Source organism: Streptomyces mayonensis (genome assembly GCF_018982965.1).
GTDB lineage: Bacteria > Actinomycetota > Actinomycetes > Streptomycetales > Streptomycetaceae > Streptomyces > Streptomyces mayonensis.
Genome location: NZ_JACBYP010000146.1, coordinates 1 through 17,910 on the forward strand (window position 1 = coordinate 1; position 17,910 = coordinate 17,910).

The following is a 17,910-nucleotide window of genomic DNA, read 5'->3' on the forward strand; positions in this document are numbered from 1 at the left end:
CTCCGGCTCCGAGCCCTCTGCTCCCACCGCCTCCGGCTCCGAGCCCTCCGCCCACCCCACCTCCGCTGCCGAGCCCCCTGACCGCGCCGGGGCCCGCGATCCGAACCCCACCGAGGACGACACCCGATGACGACCAGCAGCAACGGCCGCGTGATCCGCGTGCTGATCGCCGACGACCAGCAGATGGTCCGGCAGGGATTCACCGTGCTGCTCAACACCCAGCCCGGCATCGAGGTGATCGGGCAGGCGGTGGACGGCCTGGACGCGATCGAGAAGGTCGCCGAGCTGTCCCCCGACGTCGTCCTGATGGACATCCGCATGCCCGAGCTGGGCGGCATCGAGGCGACCCGCCGGATCACCGGCTCGACTCCGGACATCAGGGTGCTCGTGCTGACCACCTTCGACCTCGACGAGTACGTGTACGAGGCGCTGCGGGCCGGGGCGTCCGGGTTCCTGCTGAAGGACGCGTCGGCCGACCAGCTCGCCGAGGCGGTCCGGGTGGTGGCGGCCGGGGACGCCCTCCTCGCACCGGGCATCACCCGGCGGCTGATCGCCGAGTTCTCCCGGCTGGACGATCGCCCGCGCGCCCCGCTGAGGGCCCGCGTCGGCGACCTGACCGGGCGGGAGACGGAGGTCCTCGCCCTGATCGCACAGGGCCTGTCGAACGCGGAGATCGCCCAGCGCCTGGTGGTCGCCGAACAGACGGTGAAGACGCACGTGGGCAGGATCCTGGTGAAGCTGGGGCTCAGGGACCGCACCCAGGCGGCGGTCTTCGCCTACGAGTCGGGCCTGGTGCGCCCCTCGGGATACTGAGGAGCGACGGGTCGTGGTCCGCGTAGTACCTGAGAGGGACGCCCGGGAACCCGTCTGCGCGGGGACGACCGCCCTCACCCGCTCGGCCTACGGTGTGGACGTGACCGAGACGACTCACCAGCAGGCCGGCAACGGCACCCGCAGCCCGGAGTACCGGCTGTTCCGGAACGCCCTGCGGGGGCTGCAACAGGACCTGTTCCACGACCCCTTCGCCTACCGCCCGCTGCCGCCCCGGCGCACCGACGGCCCGTTCGTCCGCCGGCTGCCCGGCCGGCTGCGGCAGGCCGCGCGGCACCTCCCGCACGCGGTGGTGGCGGCGGCCGCGCTGCTCGCCCTGATCATCGGCGCGGTGGCGGGCGGTCTGCCCGGCGGTGACGCGCTGGCCCTGCTGACCGGCGTACTGTGTGCCCTCCCCGTGGTCGCCACGCTGGTCCGGCCGATCGGCGCGTTCTGGCTGTCCGTCGCGGTGGCTCCCGTCGGCGCGCTCATCAACGGCGACGGACGGGACTGGCCGTGGATACCCGGCGCGCTGGTCTGCCACCTCGTGGTGCTGGTCGTCGTCGCGCTGCGCACCCGGCCCCGTACGGCGGTCTGGATGTGGGTCCTCACTACCGCGTACGCCCTGCTCTCGGACGCGCTCTTCGGCGGCTCGTACTACTACACGAACGGCGCGCCCATGATGGTGTCGTCCGCGTTCGCCCTGCTGCTGGTCTGCCTCTGGCACGTCCGGCACATCGCGCAGGAGCAGGTGACCGCGCAGCAGACGGTCACCGCGCACGAGCGGTCCCGGCGCACCCTGCTCGAGGAGCGCACGAACATCGCCCGCGAGCTGCACGACGTGGTCGCGCACCACATGTCGGTGGTCGCGATCCAGGCCGAGGCCGCGCCCTACCGGGTGGAGGATCCGCCGGAGGAGCTGGAGCGGGCCTTCGCCACCATCCGGGAGAACGCGGTGGCCGCGCTCACCGAGCTGCGCCGCGTCCTCGGCGTGGTCCGCGCCGAGGACTACGAGGCGCCGGACGCCCCGCAGCCGACCCTCGCCGACCTGGACGCCCTGCTGGACAACGTGCGGGAGGCGGGCCTGGCCGTGGACAAGGCGGTGACCGGCGCGGTGCGTGAACTGCCGCCCGGCGTGGAGCTGTCGGCGTACCGGATCGTGCAGGAGGCCCTGAGCAACAGTCTGCGGCACGCGCCCGGAGCCACGGCCAGGGTCGAGGTCTCCTACGTCCTGGGCGGCCTGGGCCTGCGTGTCGTCAACACCGCCATCCCCCAGAACACGCTGGTCAAGCCCTCGCCCGGCGCCGGACACGGGGTCACCGGCATGCGGGAGCGGGTGTCGATGCTGAACGGCGAGATGACGGCGGGCCCCACCGACGACGGCGGCTACGAGGTGGCGGTGTTCCTGCCGGTCACCGCAGCGAACGAGGACGACGCATGACGGACCACACGATCCGGGTACTGATCGCCGACGACCAGATGATGGTGCGCGAGGGGTTCTCGGTCCTGCTCAACGCGATGCCGGGCATCGAGGTCGTCGGCGAGGCGGTCAACGGCCGGGAGGCCGTCGCGAAGGTCCGCGAGCTGTCCCCGGACGTCGTCCTGATGGACATCCGCATGCCCGAGCTGAACGGCATCGAGGCGACGCGGGAGATCGTGGCGGCGGACAGCACGTCGAAGGTGCTGGTCCTCACCACCTTCGACCTCGACGAGTACGTGTACCAGGCACTGCGCGCGGGCGCTTCCGGCTTCCTCCTCAAGGACGCCTCGGCCCGCCAGCTCGCGGACGGTGTCCGGGTGGTGGCGGCCGGGGAAGCCCTTCTCGCACCCTCGATCACCAAGCGCCTGATCACCGAGTTCTCCAAGCTCTCCGACGCCCCGCGTCTGATGCCCTCGGCCCAGGCGGCGTACGGTGACCTGACCGAGCGCGAGACGGAGGTCCTGGTCCTCATCGCACAGGGCCTGTCGAACGCGGAGATCGCCGGGCGCCTGGTGGTCGCCGAGTCGACGATCAAGACCCACGTGAGCCGCATCCTGGTGAAGCTCGGCCTGCGCGACCGCACCCAGGCAGCGGTCTTCGCCTACGAGGTCCGCCTGGTCGCCCCGGGCTGACCGGCACCGACCTCGCACCGTACCGGCGGTGGCGACGGCGGCACCTGCGTCGACATGGCGGAGTTGGTCACCCGTACGGCCATCCGCGACTCCGTGTCCCCCACCCGGGAGTCAAGCGGCGCTCCCGGGCCGGGGCGTGAGTTCCATGTGGAAGCACACACGGTTCTGACCGGGACCGTCGTAGTCGCTGTGCACGGGCAGGCCGTCGACCAGGTGATCGCCTTCTTCCACTGCGAAGCCCATGGCCCGGTGGAACGCGATGGACCCGGTGTTCGCGGGCGAGGTGATCGCACGCACGTGCCGGCGCTCGGCCTCGGCGGCCCGTTGAAGAAACGTCGTGTAGAGCCCGCGGGCCACGCCTTGCCCACGCAGCGCCGGATCAACTCCCACGAAGTGGATGTATGCCTCGTTCTCGTTGTCGGCGGAGTAGAAGCCGACCAGGAACGCCCTGATACCGGTGTCGTCCTCCAGCACCAGGCTGGTGCCGGCGAAGAACTGCAGGAACAGCTTCGGCAGCAGCAGGGACAACTCGTGGGCCTGCTCCGGTGTGCGTGAGTCGCTCCACCACCTCCGTACGCATTCGACGATCGTGCGGTGGTCGGTGACGAGGGCCTGGCGCACCTCGGACATGTCCGTCCCCTTTCGCGTGCGGCTCTTCGTTTTCTATTGTCCGTCCATGACGGTTGAGTCCGACCTCGCGTTCGACCCGTGGGACCCCACCTTCGTCGCCGACCCCTACCCCGCCTTCGCCGAGCTGCGGGCCCGGGGCCGCGTGCTCTACTACGAGCCGAGCGACCAGTGGCTGGTCCCGCACCACGCGGACGTGTCGGCGCTGCTGCGCGACCGCCGGCTCGGCCGGACGTACCAGCACCGTTTCTCGCACGAGGAGTTCGGCCGCACCCCGCCCCCGCCGGAGCACGAGCCCTTCCACACGCTCAACGACCACGGCATGCTCGACCTGGAGCCCCCGGACCACACCAGGATCCGGCGCCTGGTGTCGAAGGCGTTCACACCGCGCACGGTGGAGCGTCTGAAGCCGTACGTGCACGGGCTGGCGGACGACCTGGTGTCCCGGCTGGTCGCGGCGGGCGGCGGCGACCTGCTCACGGACGTGGCCGAGCCGCTGCCGGTCGCCGTGATCGCCGAGATGCTGGGCATCCCGGAGTCCGACCGGGCCCCGCTGCGCCCCTGGTCGGCGGAGATCTGCGGGATGTACGAGCTGAACCCGTCCGAGGAGACGGCGGCGAAGGCGGTCCGGGCGTCCCTCGACTTCTCGGAGTACCTGCGGGCCCTGATCGCCGCCCGCCGAGAGGAGCCCGGCGACGACCTGATCTCCGGCCTGATCGCCGCCCACGACGAGGACGACGACCGTCTCACCGAGCAGGAGATGATCTCGACCTGCGTCCTGCTCCTGAACGCCGGTCACGAGGCCACGGTCAACGCCACCACCAACGGCTGGCTGGCGCTCTTCCGCAACCCCGGCCAGCTCGCGGCCCTGCGCGCCGACCGCTCCCTCGTCCCGTCCGCCGTCGAGGAGCTGATGCGCTACGACACCCCGCTCCAGCTCTTCGAACGCTGGGTCCTCGACGAGATCGAGATCGACGGCACGGTCCTCCCGCGCGGCGCGGAGGTGGCGATGCTGTTCGGTTCGGCCAACCACGACCCGGCCGTCTTCACCGACCCGGAACGCCTCGACCTCACCCGCCGGGACAACCCCCACATCTCCTTCAGCGCCGGCATCCACTACTGCATCGGCGCCCCGCTGGCCCGCATCGAGCTGGCGGCGTCGATGACGTCCCTGCTGGAGGCGGCCCCGACCCTGCGGCTCGCGGCGGAACCGGAACGCAGACCCAACTTCGTGATGCGGGGCCTGACGGGGCTACGCGTGGAACTGTGACGACTCGGGGCGCCGGCGCCGCCCCAGCAGCCAGGCGCCGAGCCCCCACACCACGGCGGGCACGAGGGCCCCGGCGAGGAAGACCAACGGCAGCTCGGTGAGGACGGCCCCGAAGTCCTGCCCGTTGCTCTCGAACCCGTTGCCGAGATGCCGCTGCGTGCGGCCCGAGGCACCCCACAGCCACACGGCCCCCGCGGCGCCCCCCATCGACACCAGGCACCCGCCGTACGTCACCGCGTCTCGTTTCATGCAGTTGAGGACGCCACCGGCCCCTGTGCCGGTTTCCTCGCAGTGGTGCGGGAGGTGCTACGCAGGGGGCGGGCCGTCCAGGAGGGTCACGCCGTAGCGGGCGAGTCCGTCCGCGTGGTCCAGGTCGTGCCGCGCGTCGGCGTGGCCGACCGAGCGGAAGTAGCCCTCGATCGCGCCCGGATTGTTGATGACCAGCACCTCCGCCGTCGTGGTGAGCGGCTGCAGGGTGTGGGGGACCGACCGGGGGCCGAAGACGTAGGCGCCGGCCCCGGCGTCGTGCACCTCGCACGCGTCGAGCGTGGCCGAGCCGACCCAGAAGCGGACACGGCCGGACAGCACCACCCAGCTCTCGTCCTCGCGGCTGTGCACGTGCAGGGGCGGTGCGTCCGAGCGACGCATGGTCAGCCGGGCGACGCTGACGACTCCCAGGGTCTCGGTGTGCGACACGACCTGTTCCTGCACGCTGTCGTAGTAGCGGTAGCGGGTGCCTTCGCCGGGGTTGCGTACGAGTGCGACGCTCATGTGAGTGCTCCCTCTTCTTCACGCACGGACGACTTCTTCACGCACGGACGACGGCAGGGCCGGCCGGTCGTGAACACCGACCGACCGCCCTATAGTTCACCGTTCAACTATTTCCGCTCCGTTACCCCCGCGCAAGAGGCCTCGCGGATCTGTCCGGATTCCGCCGCCCGGCCCGGCCCGGACCCGTAGCCCGGACCCGTCGGCCCGGACCCGTAGGCCCGGACCGATCCCCCGACGTCACGTCAGATCCCGCCGCCGCAACCCGGCGAGCCCCGCCCCCACCAGCGCCCCCGCGATCAGGACCAGCACCGGCACCGGTGCCCAGCTCATCTCCCCGCCCGGCAGCTTCGGCAGGTGTCCGTACGGCGACATGTCCAGCACGGTCTGCGGCACCTCCAGCGCCGGTCCGACCCAGCCGAGCAGCAGCACCGCGCCGGCGACGGCCCACGCGGCCACCGCCGCCCGGGGCAGCAGCCCGTGCAGCAGCACCGCGGCCCCGCCGATCACCCACACCGCCGGCAACTGCACCAGGCACGCGCCCAGGATCGGCCCGAGGTCCCGCCCGTACCCGGCCGCGAAACCGAGCCCGGCGAGCAGCATGATGAGGGCCGCACCGCCGAAGGCGATCACCAGGTGCCCCGCCGCCCACCGCAGCCGGCCCACCGCACCCGCGAGCACCGGTTCCGCGCGCCCCGACGTCTCCTCGCTGCTGAGCCGCAGCACCGACGCCACCACGTACAGCGCGGCGACCAGCCCGAGCATCCCGACCATCGCCGACACGAACGCGTCGGTGAGCCCGGCCTGCCCGCCCATCCGCTCGACGACCGCGCGGGCCTGTTCGTTGTCCCCGACCAGATCGGCCGCGCCCTCCGTCATCCCGCCGTAGACGACCCCGGCGAGGAGGAAGCCGGTGCTCCAGCCGACGACGCTGCCCCGCTGCAGCCGCCAGGCCAGCGCGCCGGCCGTGCGCAGGCGCCCCGCGGCCGGTCCCGGGCGGGTCGGCAGAAAGCTCATGCCGAGGTCCCGGCGCCCGGCCAGGGCATAGGCCAGCGCCCCCTGTGCGACGGCCGCGCCCGCGAGCAGCAGCAGTACCCACCACCGCTCGTCCGCGAAGGCCCGCACGTTCTCCAGCCAGCCCAGCGGCGACACCCACGTCAGGACCGACGCCCCGTCGTCCGTCCCCGCGTCGCCCGCGGCACGCAGCAGGAAGGCCCCGCCCAGTACCGCCGCCGTCAGCCCCCGGGCCAGCCGTGCGCTCTCGGTGAGCTGGGCGACGATCGCCGCCGTGGTCGCGAAGAGCATCCCGACGCCCGCGACCCCGAGACCGAGGGCGAGCGCGCCGGCCGCCCCCTGCCCGGCCAGTCCGGCGGCGACCAGCAGGGCCAGGGCGGCGTTGGCGACCGCCGCCGCGAGCAGCGCCGCCGTCAGCGGGGCCCGGCGCCCCACCATGCCTGAGGCGACGACCTCCTGCCGTCCGCTCTCCTCCTCGTCGCGGGTGTGGCGTACGACGATCAGCAGGCTCATCACAGCGGCGAGCGCGCCGGCGTACAGGCCGACGCGCCAGGCGGTGAGCGCGCCGAGGCCGTCGTCGAAGACGGGGCCGACCAGCGCCCGCAGCGAGGCGTTGGTCTCCGTCTGCCGCATCAGCTCGGCGCGCTCCGCGGCCGTGCCGTACAGGCCCCTGATGGTGCCCGGCATGGACAGCACCATGAGCGCGTTCACCGCGACCCAGACGGGGATCAGCACGCGGTCGCGGCGCAGCGCGAAGCGCAGCAGCGTGCCGGTGCCGGCCAGTTGGCGCGAGCCGCCGGACCGGGCCGCGAGGGCCGTGGTGTCGGCGTCGGCGTCGGCGTCGGTGGTGGCGGTCATCGGCCCGTCACCTCCGCGCCGGCCCGGGTGTCCCCGGCGTTCCCGGCCTGGTAGTGCCGCAGGAACAGCTCCTCCAGCGTCGGCGGCGTCGACGTCAGCGAGCGCACGCCGGTCTCGCTCAGCGACTTGAGGACGGCGTCCAGCTTGTCGGTGTCGACCTGGAGCCGGACGCGGTGTCCCCGGACGTCGAGGTCGTGGACGCCCGGCAGGTGGGCGAGCCCGTTCGGGGCGCCCGCGAGTTCGGCGGTGACGCTGGTCCGGGTCAGGTGACGCAGGTCGGCGAGCGAGCCGCTCTCGACGGTCCGCCCCTTGCGGATGATGCTGACCCGGTCGCACAGCTCCTCGACCTCGCTGAGGATGTGGGAGGAGAGCAGCACCGTCCGGCCGCGCTCGCGCTCCTCCGCCACGCAGCGCCGGAAGACCCCCTCCATCAGCGGGTCGAGTCCGGAGGTGGGTTCGTCGAGGATCAGCAGGTCGACGTCGGAGGCGAAGGCGGCCACCAGGGCCACCTTCTGGCGGTTGCCCTTGGAGTAGGTGCGGCCCTTCTTGGCCGGGTCGAGTTCGAAGCGCTCGACCAGCTCCGCGCGCCGCCGGGCGTCCAGTCCGCCGCGCAGGCGGCCGTAGAGGTCGATGACCTCGCCGCCGGAGAGGTTGCGCCACAGCGTCACGTCGCCGGGGACGTACGCGATCCGCCGGTGCACCTCCACCGCGTCCGCCCACGGATCGCGCCCGAGCACCTGTGCGGCGCCGGAGTCGGCGCGCAGCAGGCCGAGCAGCACCCGGACGGTGGTGGACTTGCCGGCTCCGTTGGGTCCGAGGAACCCGTGGACCTCGCCGGACGCGACCTCCAGGTCGAGCCCGTCCAGAGCGTGCGTGCGTCCGAACGCCTTGTGCAGTCCGGAGACGCTGATTGCCTTCGTCATGATTCGGAAATTACGCTTCCTTCAGAAACTTGTGAAGTTAAGGAACCGTCAGGATGCTGTGCGGCGCGGGTGAGGGATGATCGACGGATGACGACGGAACCAGCGGAGGCGGGGCGCGACCCCGAGGCGGTGTCGAAGTTCGTGGAGGGCTTCGCGGCCCAGCTCGTCGAGGCCGGGATGCAGCGCATGCCGGCCCGGGTCTTCGCCGCCCTGCTGGCCTCCGACTCGGGCACGCTGACCTCGGCGGAGCTCGGCGAGAGCCTCCGGGTCAGCCCGGCCGCCGTGTCCGGCGCCGTGCGCTACCTCTCCCAGCAGCACATGGTCTCCCGCGAGCGCGAACCCGGTTCACGCCGTGAGCGCTACCGGGTGCACAGCAACCAGTGGTACGAGGCGCTCACCAACCGCGAGGCCGTCCTCAAGCGCTGGGAGAGCGCCCTGCGCGAGGGTGTCGACAGCCTCGGCGCCGGCACCCCGGCGGGCCGGCGCATGGCCGAGACGCTCGCTTTCTTCGAGTTCGTCGACGGGGAGATCGTGGCGATGATGGAACGCTGGCGGGTGCAGCGGGAGGAAAGGTTCGGGCGGGGATGAACGGTGATCCGGAAAACAGAGAAACGGAGAAACAGAGAAGAGGACGTAATCAATCGGCTGCTCTGGGTTGCGACTGGTCCGTATCACGGGGAGGGCGCATCATGACAGTCATGGCGGAGCGACCGACGATGAGCGGTACCACTGAGTCCCAGAGCTTCGAGGAGTTGCTGCAGACCCTCGACGCGCTGGTCGTGCCCGACGGCTCCAAGGCCGAGATCATCAAGGGGAACATCGTCGGGTCGCCGTGGTCCAAGGGGTATTACCTCGACGTCATGGAACTGGCGTGCGAGCAGCTCAGGCCGCATCTACCGGAAGAGCACCGGATCAGCTACGGGCCTTTCCTCTACGCGTTTCCGGGAGCCGAGCGCGCGTTCGGGCCAGACATTCACGCGGGGCACCGGAGCGTCAGCCGACAGACCAGCACCCACCTCGATGGCGAAGCTCTCTCCTTCGTCGCCGAGCTGACCTCCTCCTCCACCCGGGACACCGACCTCACCGACAAGATCGAGGTCTACGGACGCGCCGGTGTCCCCGTCTACCTGCTCCTCGACATGCAGGAGGAGCAGGCCACGGTTCTGTGGACGCCGTCCGCCAAGGGATACGAGTCGCGTGTCACCAGGCCCTTCGGCGAGAAGCTCCTGATCCCCGCCCCGTTCGACTGCCTGCTGGACACCACCGGCTTCAAGGCACCCTGACCAGCAGCACCAGCAGCACCAGCAGCACCAGCAGCACCAGCAGCACCAGCAGCACCAGCAGCACCAGCAGCCCTACCCCGCGGGCAGCGTCAGTCCCCACGCCCCCTCCCGCGCCACCCACGTCCGTGTCCCCACCGGCCCGCACACCACCGCGTCGGCCCGGTACCGGAAGTGCGCCCCCGACACGGTCACCCTCCGTCCGCTCGCCGTCAGCGGCGACGCCTGCGCGCCCACCGACAGCGGCCGAGCCTCCACCACGGCCACCCCTCCGCCGCCCGGCATCACCGTGAGCGCCTCCAGCGACTGGTCCAGGTCCACCAGCGTCACCCCGTCCACCTCCACCCGCAGCCGGGCCGGACCGGCCGCCCCCGGCGGCACGGCGTTCCGCGCCGGACGCGAGGACGCCAGCGTCCGTACGAGCGACTGACAGGTCCGCAGCCAGGGACGGAGCGCCCCCGGGCCGTGACCCCTGTCCTCCCGCCCAGGCTCCGGAACCGGCACCGGAACCGGCGGAATGCCCACCTCTCCCAGCACCACCCCGTCACTGTCGTCGACGAGCAGGTCCAGGCGCCGTTCCGCACCGTCGAGGACGGCCCGCGCCGCCGCCACCGCCCCCGTCGGCAGCCCCAGGGACCGGGCGAGACCCAGCGCGGACCCCACCGGCACCACCGACAGCGCGCAGCCCGCCAGCTCCCGCTGCCGGTGCAGCAGAGCCACGGCCCGCAGCAGCGCACCGTCGTCACCGACCACCACCGGCCGCCGCGAACCCCGCCGCCGCAGCGCCCGCGCGAACTCCTCCGGGTCGTCCGCAAGACACACCTTCGTGTGCGACGCACCCGCGCTGAGCACGTCCTTCGCGATCCGGACGGACTCCCCGTCCGTCCGCCGGGCAACGGGATCGACGACCACCAGAAGCGGATCGGACCTCGCGTGAGGATGGGCGGAAGAGCTCGCGGAAGTCGCCACCTCGGCCGTGCCTCGCTTCCTCGGGTAGCATCTTTGTGCAAGAGCCCCTTGCGCTGTTGCGCCAGGGGCTTCGTCTATTCCGGGGCACCCGGTCCGACGGTTGGCGGCCAACGACGGTCGCGGTGTACGTGGCGGAAACCCGTCGCATACGCCCTCGACCATGGACATGCCCCGCCCGGAAGGGGTGTACGCGCGTGCCCGCACTTGTGCTGCTCGGTGCTCAGTGGGGTGACGAAGGCAAGGGAAAGGCGACGGACCTGCTCGGTGGTTCCGTCGACTATGTGGTGCGCTACCAGGGCGGCAACAACGCCGGCCACACGGTAGTCGTGGGCGACCAGAAGTACGCCCTCCACCTGCTCCCTTCCGGGATTCTCTCCCCCGGCTGCACGCCGGTCATCGGAAACGGCGTCGTCGTCGACCCGTCGGTCCTGTTCTCCGAGCTGAGCGGGCTGAACGAGCGAGGCGTCGACACGTCCAAGCTCCTGATCAGCGGAAACGCGCACATCATCACGCCGTACAACGTGACCGTCGACAAGGTGACGGAACGCTTCCTCGGCAAGCGCAAGATCGGCACCACCGGCCGCGGCATCGGCCCGACCTACGCCGACAAGATCAACCGCGTGGGCATCCGCGTCCAGGACCTCTACGACGAGTCGATCCTCACCCAGAAGGTGGAGGCGGCGCTCGACGTCAAAAACCAGATGCTCACCAAGCTCTACAACCGCCGCGCCATCGCCACCGGCCAGGTCGTCGAGGAGCTGATGGGCTACGCGGACAAGCTCGCGCCGTACGTCGCCGACACCGTCCTGGTCCTCAACCAGGCCCTCGACGACGACAAGGTGGTCCTCTTCGAGGGCGGCCAGGGCACGCTGCTCGACATCGACCACGGCACGTACCCCTTCGTCACCTCGTCCAACCCGACCGCGGGCGGCGCCTGCACCGGCGCCGGTGTGGGCCCCACGAAGATCAGCCGGGTCATCGGCATCCTCAAGGCGTACACGACCCGTGTCGGCGCCGGTCCCTTCCCGACCGAGCTGTTCGACGAGGACGGCGAGGCCCTGCGCCGCATCGGCGGCGAGCGCGGTGTGACGACCGGCCGCGACCGCCGCTGCGGCTGGTTCGACGCCGTGATCGCCCGCTACGCCACCCGCGTCAACGGCCTCACCGACTTCTTCCTCACCAAGCTCGACGTCCTCACCGGCTGGGAGCAGATCCCGGTCTGCGTGGCGTACGAGATCGACGGCAGGCGCGTCGAGGAGCTGCCGTACTCGCAGTCCGACTTCCACCACGCGAAGCCGGTCTACGAGACGCTGCCCGGCTGGAGCGAGGACATCACCAAGGCGAAGTCCTTCTCCGACCTGCCGAAGAACGCGCAGGCGTACGTCAAGGCCCTGGAGGAGATGTCCGGCGCCCCGATCTCCGCGATCGGCGTGGGCCCGGGCCGGGACGAGACGATCGAGATCAACTCGTTCCTGTAGCGGACCGGGCGGCCGGGGTCCCGCGCAGGGGCCCCGGCCGTCGGCGTCCGGCCGGTGGTTACGCTGGCGGACGCCGGCACCGGACGGCCCGGTGAGGCGGTCCGGGCGAGACGGACAGGCGCGGCGCTCAGCCCCGGCCGACCGGGCGCGGGGCTCAGGCGCGGCGGACGGGCTGACGGACGGAACGGATGGGCGGAGCGGGCGGCGGAACATGCGGATCACCAACCTCCTCCCCCCAGCCCTGCGCCGAAGGCCGTCCGCGCGGGTGTGGATCTGGCTGACGGTGGCGGTCGTCGCCGTCGCCGGTGCGCTGTTCTACGTCGACGGCCACCGCGTCTCCGCCGCTCCGCACGCCGGCGATCCCGAGTGCGACAAGGTGGTCTCCCGACTCCCGGACGACATCCCCGGCGCCTCGCGCGACTGGGCCCTGGGCGACGGCGTCGCCTCCTGGGGCGGCCAGAAGGCGGTGTTCCGCTGCGGCGCCGAGGAACTGCAGCCCAACGTCAACCTCTGCGTCACCGCCGAGGGTGTCGACTGGGTCCTGGACGAGCAGCGGCTCAAGAGCGACGGCGTGAGCGTCCTGCGGACGTACGGACGCTCACCGGCCGTGGAGTTCACGTACCACGGCCCGCGCGAGGAGGTCGGCGGCATCCTCACCGAGCTGAACCCGGCCGTGAAGTGGCTCCCGCAGGAGCGCAAGTGCATCGGCCTGGACGAGGCCGACAACGTCCTCTAGGACACCGGGCTCCGGCCGCCCGGCCCCGGCCCTTTCGTCCGGCCCGGTCCCTCTGTTCTGCCCCGGCCCCTCCGTTCTGCCCCCGGCCCCTTCGTTCGGCCCCCTCCGCCGGGCGCCCGCAGGCGTCCGGGTGTCGGATGGGTGGGCATGACGGACCGCCGCGGCGCCGCCGCCGATACCTGCCACGGCCCCTACGGTGCCGGGTCCGGCGCCGCGGGCTGCGGCGACCCGGCCCGCTTCGAGGTCGCCCGGTACCAGCGGCCGCCGCTGCACGTGTGTCCCGTACACCTGGGCCCTTCCCTGCTCCTGGCGGACGGTGTGCTGTGGCCGCCGGTGATCTCGCTGATCGGGGGTGCGGGCTCGGACGGCGGCTGAGTCCGTGCCGGCCTCCGGAGTCAGCTGAAGATGATCATCGAGCCCTGGGCCAGGCTCCGCGTGGCCGCCGCGTGCAGCCCCAGCCACACGTGGCGCTCCCGGGCGAAGGGGCTGGAGTCGTACGGCGCGGGCGCCGCGGGCTCCTCCAGCTCCGTCGGCGCGAGCGGCGGCTGCGGCGTCGCCGGCGGGTTGGCCGGATCGATGCCGAGCGCCGGGGCGACGGCCTCCAGCTCCCGCAGCAGGGTGTGCGAGGAGCCCAGCGGGCCGCCGCCCGCGAGGAGTTCGTCGTTGGCGAGCGGGTGCGGGAAGTCGACCGGGACGTAGGCGCCCGCGTGGTCGTAGTGCCACACCAGGTGGGACTGCTGGGCCGTCGACTCGAACATCTCCAGCAACTGCTCGTAGTCGCCGCCGAGTTCGTCCACCGGCGTCACCGGCAGCCCGCACACCTGGAGCAGGTACGCCCGGCGCAGGAAGTGCAGCGCGTCGTAGTCGAAACCGGCCACCGGCGCGACCTCGCCGGAGAGCCCCGGCATGTACTGGTACACCGGCACCGGGGGCAGCCCCGCCTCGGCCAGCACCTTGTCGTACTGCGCGAGTTCTTCGGCAAACGGGTTGTCCGGCGTGTGGCACAAGACGTCGACGAGCGGTACCAGCCACAGGTCACAGGCCAAAAGAGGGCTCCTCACACAGCACGGCGCGGTCGGACACGGTGATCAGGCGGCGGGACGATCAGGTGGTAGGACGATCAGGTGGTGGGGCACGGTGATCGGAAAGCGTAGTCGGTGGGCATCGCGTGCAGGTCCCATACCCATCTGGGGCCCGAGCACGACACGTCGGGTGCGGGTCGTCGCCCGGGAACCGCTCGCGGCACCGCCCGGAGAGCCGCTCAGGAAGGGGGCTCGGGCAGCCGCTCGGGCAGCGGCCCGGTGAGGCGCTCGATGAGGCCGAGCGAGTGGCGGTTGTACGCGTCGACGAGCGCACGGGCGCCCGGCACGTCCCGGCGGGCGAGGGCGTCGACCAGCGCGGTGTGCCCGGACCACAGCGCGCCGCGCAGATCGCTGAGCCGGCGCAGATGCTGCACCGTGCACACCCAGCTCTGCACGCGCAGCCGGTGCAGGAAGTCGGAGAGGTAGGGGTTGCCGAACAGGGCGGCCAGCTCGCGCCAGAAACGCAGGTCGTAGCCGATCAGGACGGTCAGCTCCCCGGCCGCGGCCGCACGCTGGGCCTCCTCCCCGCGCCGGCGCACCCCGGCGAGGGCGACGGCGACGCGCGGGTCGTCGGGGTCGGGCCCGTTGCGCAGGTCGTCGGCGAGGGCGAGGAACATCCCGCCGGTGACGAGGCTGCGGGCCTGGACCATGCCGCGGAAGTCGTCGGCCGAGTACTCGTGGACGCGGAAGCCCCGGTGCTGGTCGGCGTCCAGCAGGCCCTGCGCCGACAGGTCGACCAGGGCCTCGCGCACGGGCGTCGCGGACACCCCGTACTGCTCGGCGATCTCCTTGACGGTGAACTCCTGCCCCGGCTGGAGCCGTCCCGCCAGCACCTCGTCGCGGAGCGCTTCGGCGATCTGCTGCCGCAGGGTGCTGCGCGTGACGGCACCGGTACCGCTGGGGCCGGGCATGTCGGGCGTCTCCTCGTCGGTGCGGGTGCGTGCTCACCCGCGTGCACCCGCGCGTGCACACGCACTGGTGCACGCCGACAGGCGCACGCGCGTGTCCCGGCGGTCCACCGCGGTGAACCGCGCACGCACGTACGAGCACGCAACCTTACGCGCTCGCGCCCTGCCCGGGCCCGGCCCGCTCCAGGCCTGCTCCCGGCCTACTCCGTGTACTCGTCCGCCACGGAGAGTGCCGTGTCCAGGACCGCGAGGCCCTCCTTCAGCTCCGCCTCGGAGATGTTGCACGGCGGGACCACGTGGGTGCGGTTCATGTTCACGAACGGCCACACCCCGTGCGCCTTGGCCGAGGCGGCGAACGCCGACATCGGGGCCGCCGCCTGGCCGCTCGCGTTGTAGGGCACCAGCGGCTCGCGGGTCTCCCGGCTGCGCACCAGTTCCAGCGCCCAGAACATGCCGGTCCCGCGGACCTCGCCCACGCTCGGGTGGCGCTCGGCCAGCTCCCGCAGCGCCGGCCCGACCACGTCGGTCCCGAGCCGGGCGGCGTGCTCGACGATGCCCTCCTCCTCCATCACCGTGAGGGTGGCGACGGCGGCGGCGCAGGCCAGCGGGTGCCCGGAGTAGGTCAGGCCGCCGGGGTAGGGCCGCTCGGCGAAGGTCGCGGCGATCTCGGCGGAGATCGCGACGCCGCCGAGCGGGACGTAGCCCGAGTTCACGCCCTTGGCGAAGGTCATCAGGTCGGGCACGACGTCGTACAGGTCGGCGGCGAACCAGGTGCCGGTCCGTCCGAACCCGGCCATGACCTCGTCGAGCACGAAGACGATCCCGTACTTGTCGCAGATCTCGCGGACCCCGGCCAGATAACCGGCCGGCGGCAGCATGATCCCCGCGGTGCCCGGGATCGTCTCCAGGACGATCGCGGCGACCGTCGCCGGGCCCTCGAAGGCGATCGTCGTCTCCAGGTGCTCCAGCGCCCGCGCGCACTCCTGCTCCTCGGTCTCGGCGTAGAAGCGCGAGCGGTACAGGAACGGCGCCCAGAAGTGCACGACACCGGCCGTGCCGCTGTCGGAGGCCCAGCGGCGCGGGTCGCCGGTGACGTTGACCGCCTGCTGGGTGCCGCCGTGGTACGAGCGGTAGGCGGAGAGCACCTTGGGGCGCCCGGTGTGCAGCCGGGCCATGCGCAGGGCGTGCTCGACGGCGTCGGCGCCGCCGTTGGTGAAGAAGATCTTGTCCAGGTCGCCGGGGGTCCGCTCGGCGATCAGCCGGGCCGCCTCCGAGCGCGCCTCGACGGCGAACGCGGGCGCGAACGTCGTCATCCGAGCCGCCTGCTCCTGGATCGCGGCGACGACCCTGGGGTGCTGGTAGCCGATGTTGGTGTAGACGAGGCCGCTGGAGAAGTCGAGGTAGCGCTTCCCGTCGTAGTCCCAGAAGTACGACCCTTCCGCGCCGGCGACGGCGAGCGGGTCGATGAGCTCCTGCGCGGACCAGGAGTGGAAGACGTGCGCACGGTCCGCGGCCTTCACGGCCGCGCCGGCCTGGGGGTGGGGCTGAGGAGTCATGCGGCCGAGCGTAGATGTCCGCGATGCGGAAACGGAATCGGCGTCCTGTCTGAGGTGCGGAGCTTTCCACGACAGGTTGTCGATGCACCGGGCGGACACGTCCGTTACCGAACCGTGGACCGGGACGCCCTCGCCGTACACCCGTACCGCACTATCCTCGCTCTGTTGTTCACGTGTACTCACGTGCGGGGGACACGTGCGGGGAAGGCGGCGCGACATGCAGGAGCTCGGGGACGGGGACCCGAGGCAGATAGGCGGGTACCGGCTGCTGGGGCGGCTGGGCGCGGGTGGCATGGGTCATGTCCACCTCGCCCGCTCGGACCGCGGGCGCACGGTCGCCGTCAAGCTGGTGCGCGCGGAGCTGGCCGAGCGGGAGGAGTTCCGGCAGCGGTTCCGGCGCGAGGTGGCGGCGGCGCGGCGGGTCGGCGGCCACTGGACGGCGCCCGTGCTGGACGCCGACACGGAGGCCGCCGTGCCGTGGGTCGCCACCGGCTACGTCGCCGGTCCCAGCCTCCAGCAGGTCGTCGGGCACGACTACGGCCCCCTGCCGGAGCGCTCGGTGCGCACGCTGGCCGCCGGCCTGGCCCACGCCCTGCGCGACATCCACGCCGCCGGGATCGTCCACCGCGACCTCAAGCCCTCCAACGTCCTGGTCACCATCGACGGCCCCCGCGTCATCGACTTCGGCATCGCGCGGGCCCTGGAGACGCTGACCGACGGCGGTGTCACCGGTACCGGGGCGCTCGTCGGCTCGCCCGGCTTCATGGCGCCCGAGCAGGTGCGCGGCGACCGGATCACGCCCGCCTCCGACGTCTTCTGCCTCGGCTCGGTCCTCGTCTTCGCCGCCACCGGCAAGCTGCCCTTCGGTACCGCCGCGGCCGGTGGCGGTGGCGGTGCGCACGCGCTGATGTTCCGCATCGCGCAGGAGGAGCCCGACCTGGAGGGCGTGCCGGAGGCCCTCGTGCACCTCGTACGGGACTGCCTCGCGAAGGATCCGGCGGCGCGGCCCGGTCTCGCGGAGGTCCTGGAGCGCACGGGCGCGCGGGACACGGTCGCCGACGGCCGCTCCCACGACCCGTGGCTGCCCAGCCCCCTGGTCGCCCAGCTGGGCCGGCACGCGGTACGCCTGCTGGACACGGAGAGCCCGGAGGTCCCGAAGGCCCCGGACGCCCCGTCGGCCCCGGAAACCGGCGCGGGCACGGACGGAGACGCGAACGGATTCGCGAACGGAGACGCGGACGGATTCGCGAACGGATCTACGCACGGAAGTGCCGGCGGAGGTGTGCACGCGGGCGCGGATGCCGGTGTACACGCGGGTGCGGACGTCGGCGTACACGCGGGTACGGATGCCGGTGTTCACGCGGGTGCGGACGTCGGCATGGAGGCGGGCACTGCCCCGCCGGGCCACGCTCCCACCGCCGTCACGGGCCCACACACCCCCACGCCCCCCCCCCCCCCCCCCCACGCCCCCCCCCCCCCCCCCCCCCCCCCCCCCCCCCCCCCCCCCCCCCCCCCCCCC

18 protein-coding genes and 1 pseudogene are annotated in these 17,910 nt (G+C 72.4%); 10 read left to right on the forward strand and 9 right to left on the reverse strand.

Annotated elements, in window-relative coordinates; translation table 11 throughout:
- Window positions 1–126: 126 nt before the first annotated feature.
- The 3 genes from HZS56_RS33720 to HZS56_RS33730 are packed head-to-tail and all read left to right on the forward strand — an operon-like array spanning window position 127 to window position 2,922.
- Entirely contained in the window at window positions 127–813 is a 687-nt protein-coding gene (locus HZS56_RS33720; RefSeq protein ID WP_216724632.1) for a response regulator, read from the forward strand.
- Between the two features lie 13 nt (window positions 814–826).
- Window positions 827–2,251, forward strand: a complete 1,425-nt coding sequence (locus HZS56_RS33725) for a sensor histidine kinase (protein WP_216724633.1) — start codon at window positions 827–829, stop codon at window positions 2,249–2,251.
- Window positions 2,248–2,922 carry a response regulator gene (locus HZS56_RS33730; RefSeq protein WP_216724634.1) on the forward strand — a complete coding sequence of 225 codons (675 nt, stop codon included), beginning with the start codon at window positions 2,248–2,250 and terminating at the stop codon, window positions 2,920–2,922. Before HZS56_RS33725 ends, HZS56_RS33730 begins: the two co-directional genes overlap by 4 nt.
- A 111-nt stretch (window positions 2,923–3,033) precedes the next feature.
- Here the strand turns inward: HZS56_RS33730 and HZS56_RS33735 are convergent.
- A pseudogene (locus HZS56_RS33735) lies at window positions 3,034–3,567 on the reverse strand (GNAT family N-acetyltransferase); the annotation flags it as partial.
- A gap of 31 nt (window positions 3,568–3,598) precedes the next feature.
- Between HZS56_RS33735 and HZS56_RS33740 the strand changes: the two are divergent.
- Entirely contained in the window at window positions 3,599–4,819 is a 1,221-nt protein-coding gene (locus HZS56_RS33740; RefSeq protein WP_216724636.1) for a cytochrome P450, read from the forward strand.
- Here the strand turns inward: HZS56_RS33740 and HZS56_RS33745 are convergent.
- From HZS56_RS33745 to HZS56_RS33760, 4 genes are all read right to left on the reverse strand, one after another.
- Window positions 4,802–5,068, reverse strand: coding sequence for a hypothetical protein (locus HZS56_RS33745; protein ID WP_216724637.1), 267 nt, complete (start codon window positions 5,066–5,068; stop codon window positions 4,802–4,804). The two genes, HZS56_RS33740 and HZS56_RS33745, sit on opposite strands and share 18 nt — an antisense overlap.
- A 57-nt stretch (window positions 5,069–5,125) precedes the next feature.
- Window positions 5,126–5,590: a cupin domain-containing protein gene (locus HZS56_RS33750; RefSeq protein ID WP_216724638.1), complete on the reverse strand. Its 465-nt coding sequence runs from the start codon at window positions 5,588–5,590 to the stop codon at window positions 5,126–5,128.
- A 237-nt stretch (window positions 5,591–5,827) separates the two neighbouring features.
- On the reverse strand, window positions 5,828–7,459 hold the full coding sequence (locus tag HZS56_RS33755; RefSeq protein WP_216724639.1) for an ABC transporter permease: 1,632 nt from the start codon (window positions 7,457–7,459) through the stop codon (window positions 5,828–5,830).
- Window positions 7,456–8,382, reverse strand: a complete 927-nt coding sequence (locus HZS56_RS33760; RefSeq protein WP_216724640.1) for an ABC transporter ATP-binding protein — start codon at window positions 8,380–8,382, stop codon at window positions 7,456–7,458. Before HZS56_RS33760 ends, HZS56_RS33755 begins: the two co-directional genes overlap by 4 nt.
- Before the next feature lie 87 nt (window positions 8,383–8,469).
- Between HZS56_RS33760 and HZS56_RS33765 the strand changes: the two genes are divergently transcribed.
- Both HZS56_RS33765 and HZS56_RS33770 read left to right on the forward strand, forming a co-directional pair.
- Window positions 8,470–8,970: a GbsR/MarR family transcriptional regulator gene (locus HZS56_RS33765; RefSeq protein WP_216724641.1), complete on the forward strand. Its 501-nt coding sequence runs from the start codon at window positions 8,470–8,472 to the stop codon at window positions 8,968–8,970.
- 101 nt (window positions 8,971–9,071) lie between these two features.
- Window positions 9,072–9,665 carry a Uma2 family endonuclease gene (locus HZS56_RS33770; RefSeq protein ID WP_216724642.1) on the forward strand — a complete coding sequence of 198 codons (594 nt, stop codon included), beginning with the start codon at window positions 9,072–9,074 and terminating at the stop codon, window positions 9,663–9,665.
- Window positions 9,666–9,737: 72 nt separating this feature from the next.
- On the opposite strand, the gene HZS56_RS33775 is transcribed toward HZS56_RS33770, so the two are convergent.
- Complete coding sequence (locus HZS56_RS33775) at window positions 9,738–10,577, reverse strand: diacylglycerol kinase family protein (RefSeq protein ID WP_253915337.1); 840 nt, start codon at window positions 10,575–10,577, stop codon at window positions 9,738–9,740.
- Window positions 10,578–10,825: 248 nt separating this feature from the next.
- Between HZS56_RS33775 and HZS56_RS33780 the strand changes: the two genes are divergently transcribed.
- The 3 genes from HZS56_RS33780 to HZS56_RS33790 all read left to right on the forward strand — a co-directional run bounded on the left by HZS56_RS33780 (window position 10,826) and on the right by HZS56_RS33790 (window position 13,220).
- The gene (locus HZS56_RS33780) at window positions 10,826–12,109 is read left to right on the forward strand and encodes an adenylosuccinate synthase (protein ID WP_216724643.1); all 1,284 of its coding nucleotides are present in this window, start codon (window positions 10,826–10,828) and stop codon (window positions 12,107–12,109) included.
- A gap of 211 nt (window positions 12,110–12,320) precedes the next feature.
- Window positions 12,321–12,845, forward strand: a complete 525-nt coding sequence (locus HZS56_RS33785; protein ID WP_216724644.1) for a DUF3515 family protein — start codon at window positions 12,321–12,323, stop codon at window positions 12,843–12,845.
- A 147-nt stretch (window positions 12,846–12,992) separates the two neighbouring features.
- A complete protein-coding gene (locus HZS56_RS33790) occupies window positions 12,993–13,220 on the forward strand; it encodes a hypothetical protein (protein ID WP_216724645.1) in 228 nt (75 codons plus the stop codon).
- Between the two features lie 20 nt (window positions 13,221–13,240).
- On the opposite strand, the gene HZS56_RS33795 is transcribed toward HZS56_RS33790, so the two are convergent.
- The 3 genes from HZS56_RS33795 to HZS56_RS33805 form a co-directional block, all read right to left on the reverse strand.
- Window positions 13,241–13,891, reverse strand: coding sequence for a putative DNA-mimic protein (locus HZS56_RS33795; RefSeq protein WP_216724646.1), 651 nt, complete (start codon window positions 13,889–13,891; stop codon window positions 13,241–13,243).
- 215 nt (window positions 13,892–14,106) lie between these two features.
- The gene (locus HZS56_RS33800) at window positions 14,107–14,838 is read right to left on the reverse strand and encodes a GntR family transcriptional regulator (RefSeq protein WP_216724647.1); all 732 of its coding nucleotides are present in this window, start codon (window positions 14,836–14,838) and stop codon (window positions 14,107–14,109) included.
- Between the two features lie 197 nt (window positions 14,839–15,035).
- On the reverse strand, window positions 15,036–16,391 hold the full coding sequence (locus HZS56_RS33805; protein ID WP_216724648.1) for an aspartate aminotransferase family protein: 1,356 nt from the start codon (window positions 16,389–16,391) through the stop codon (window positions 15,036–15,038).
- Between the two features lie 217 nt (window positions 16,392–16,608).
- Between HZS56_RS33805 and HZS56_RS33810 the strand changes: the two genes are divergently transcribed.
- On the forward strand, window positions 16,609–17,910 hold a 1,302-nt coding region (locus tag HZS56_RS33810), incomplete at its 3' end, for a serine/threonine-protein kinase (RefSeq protein ID WP_253915335.1).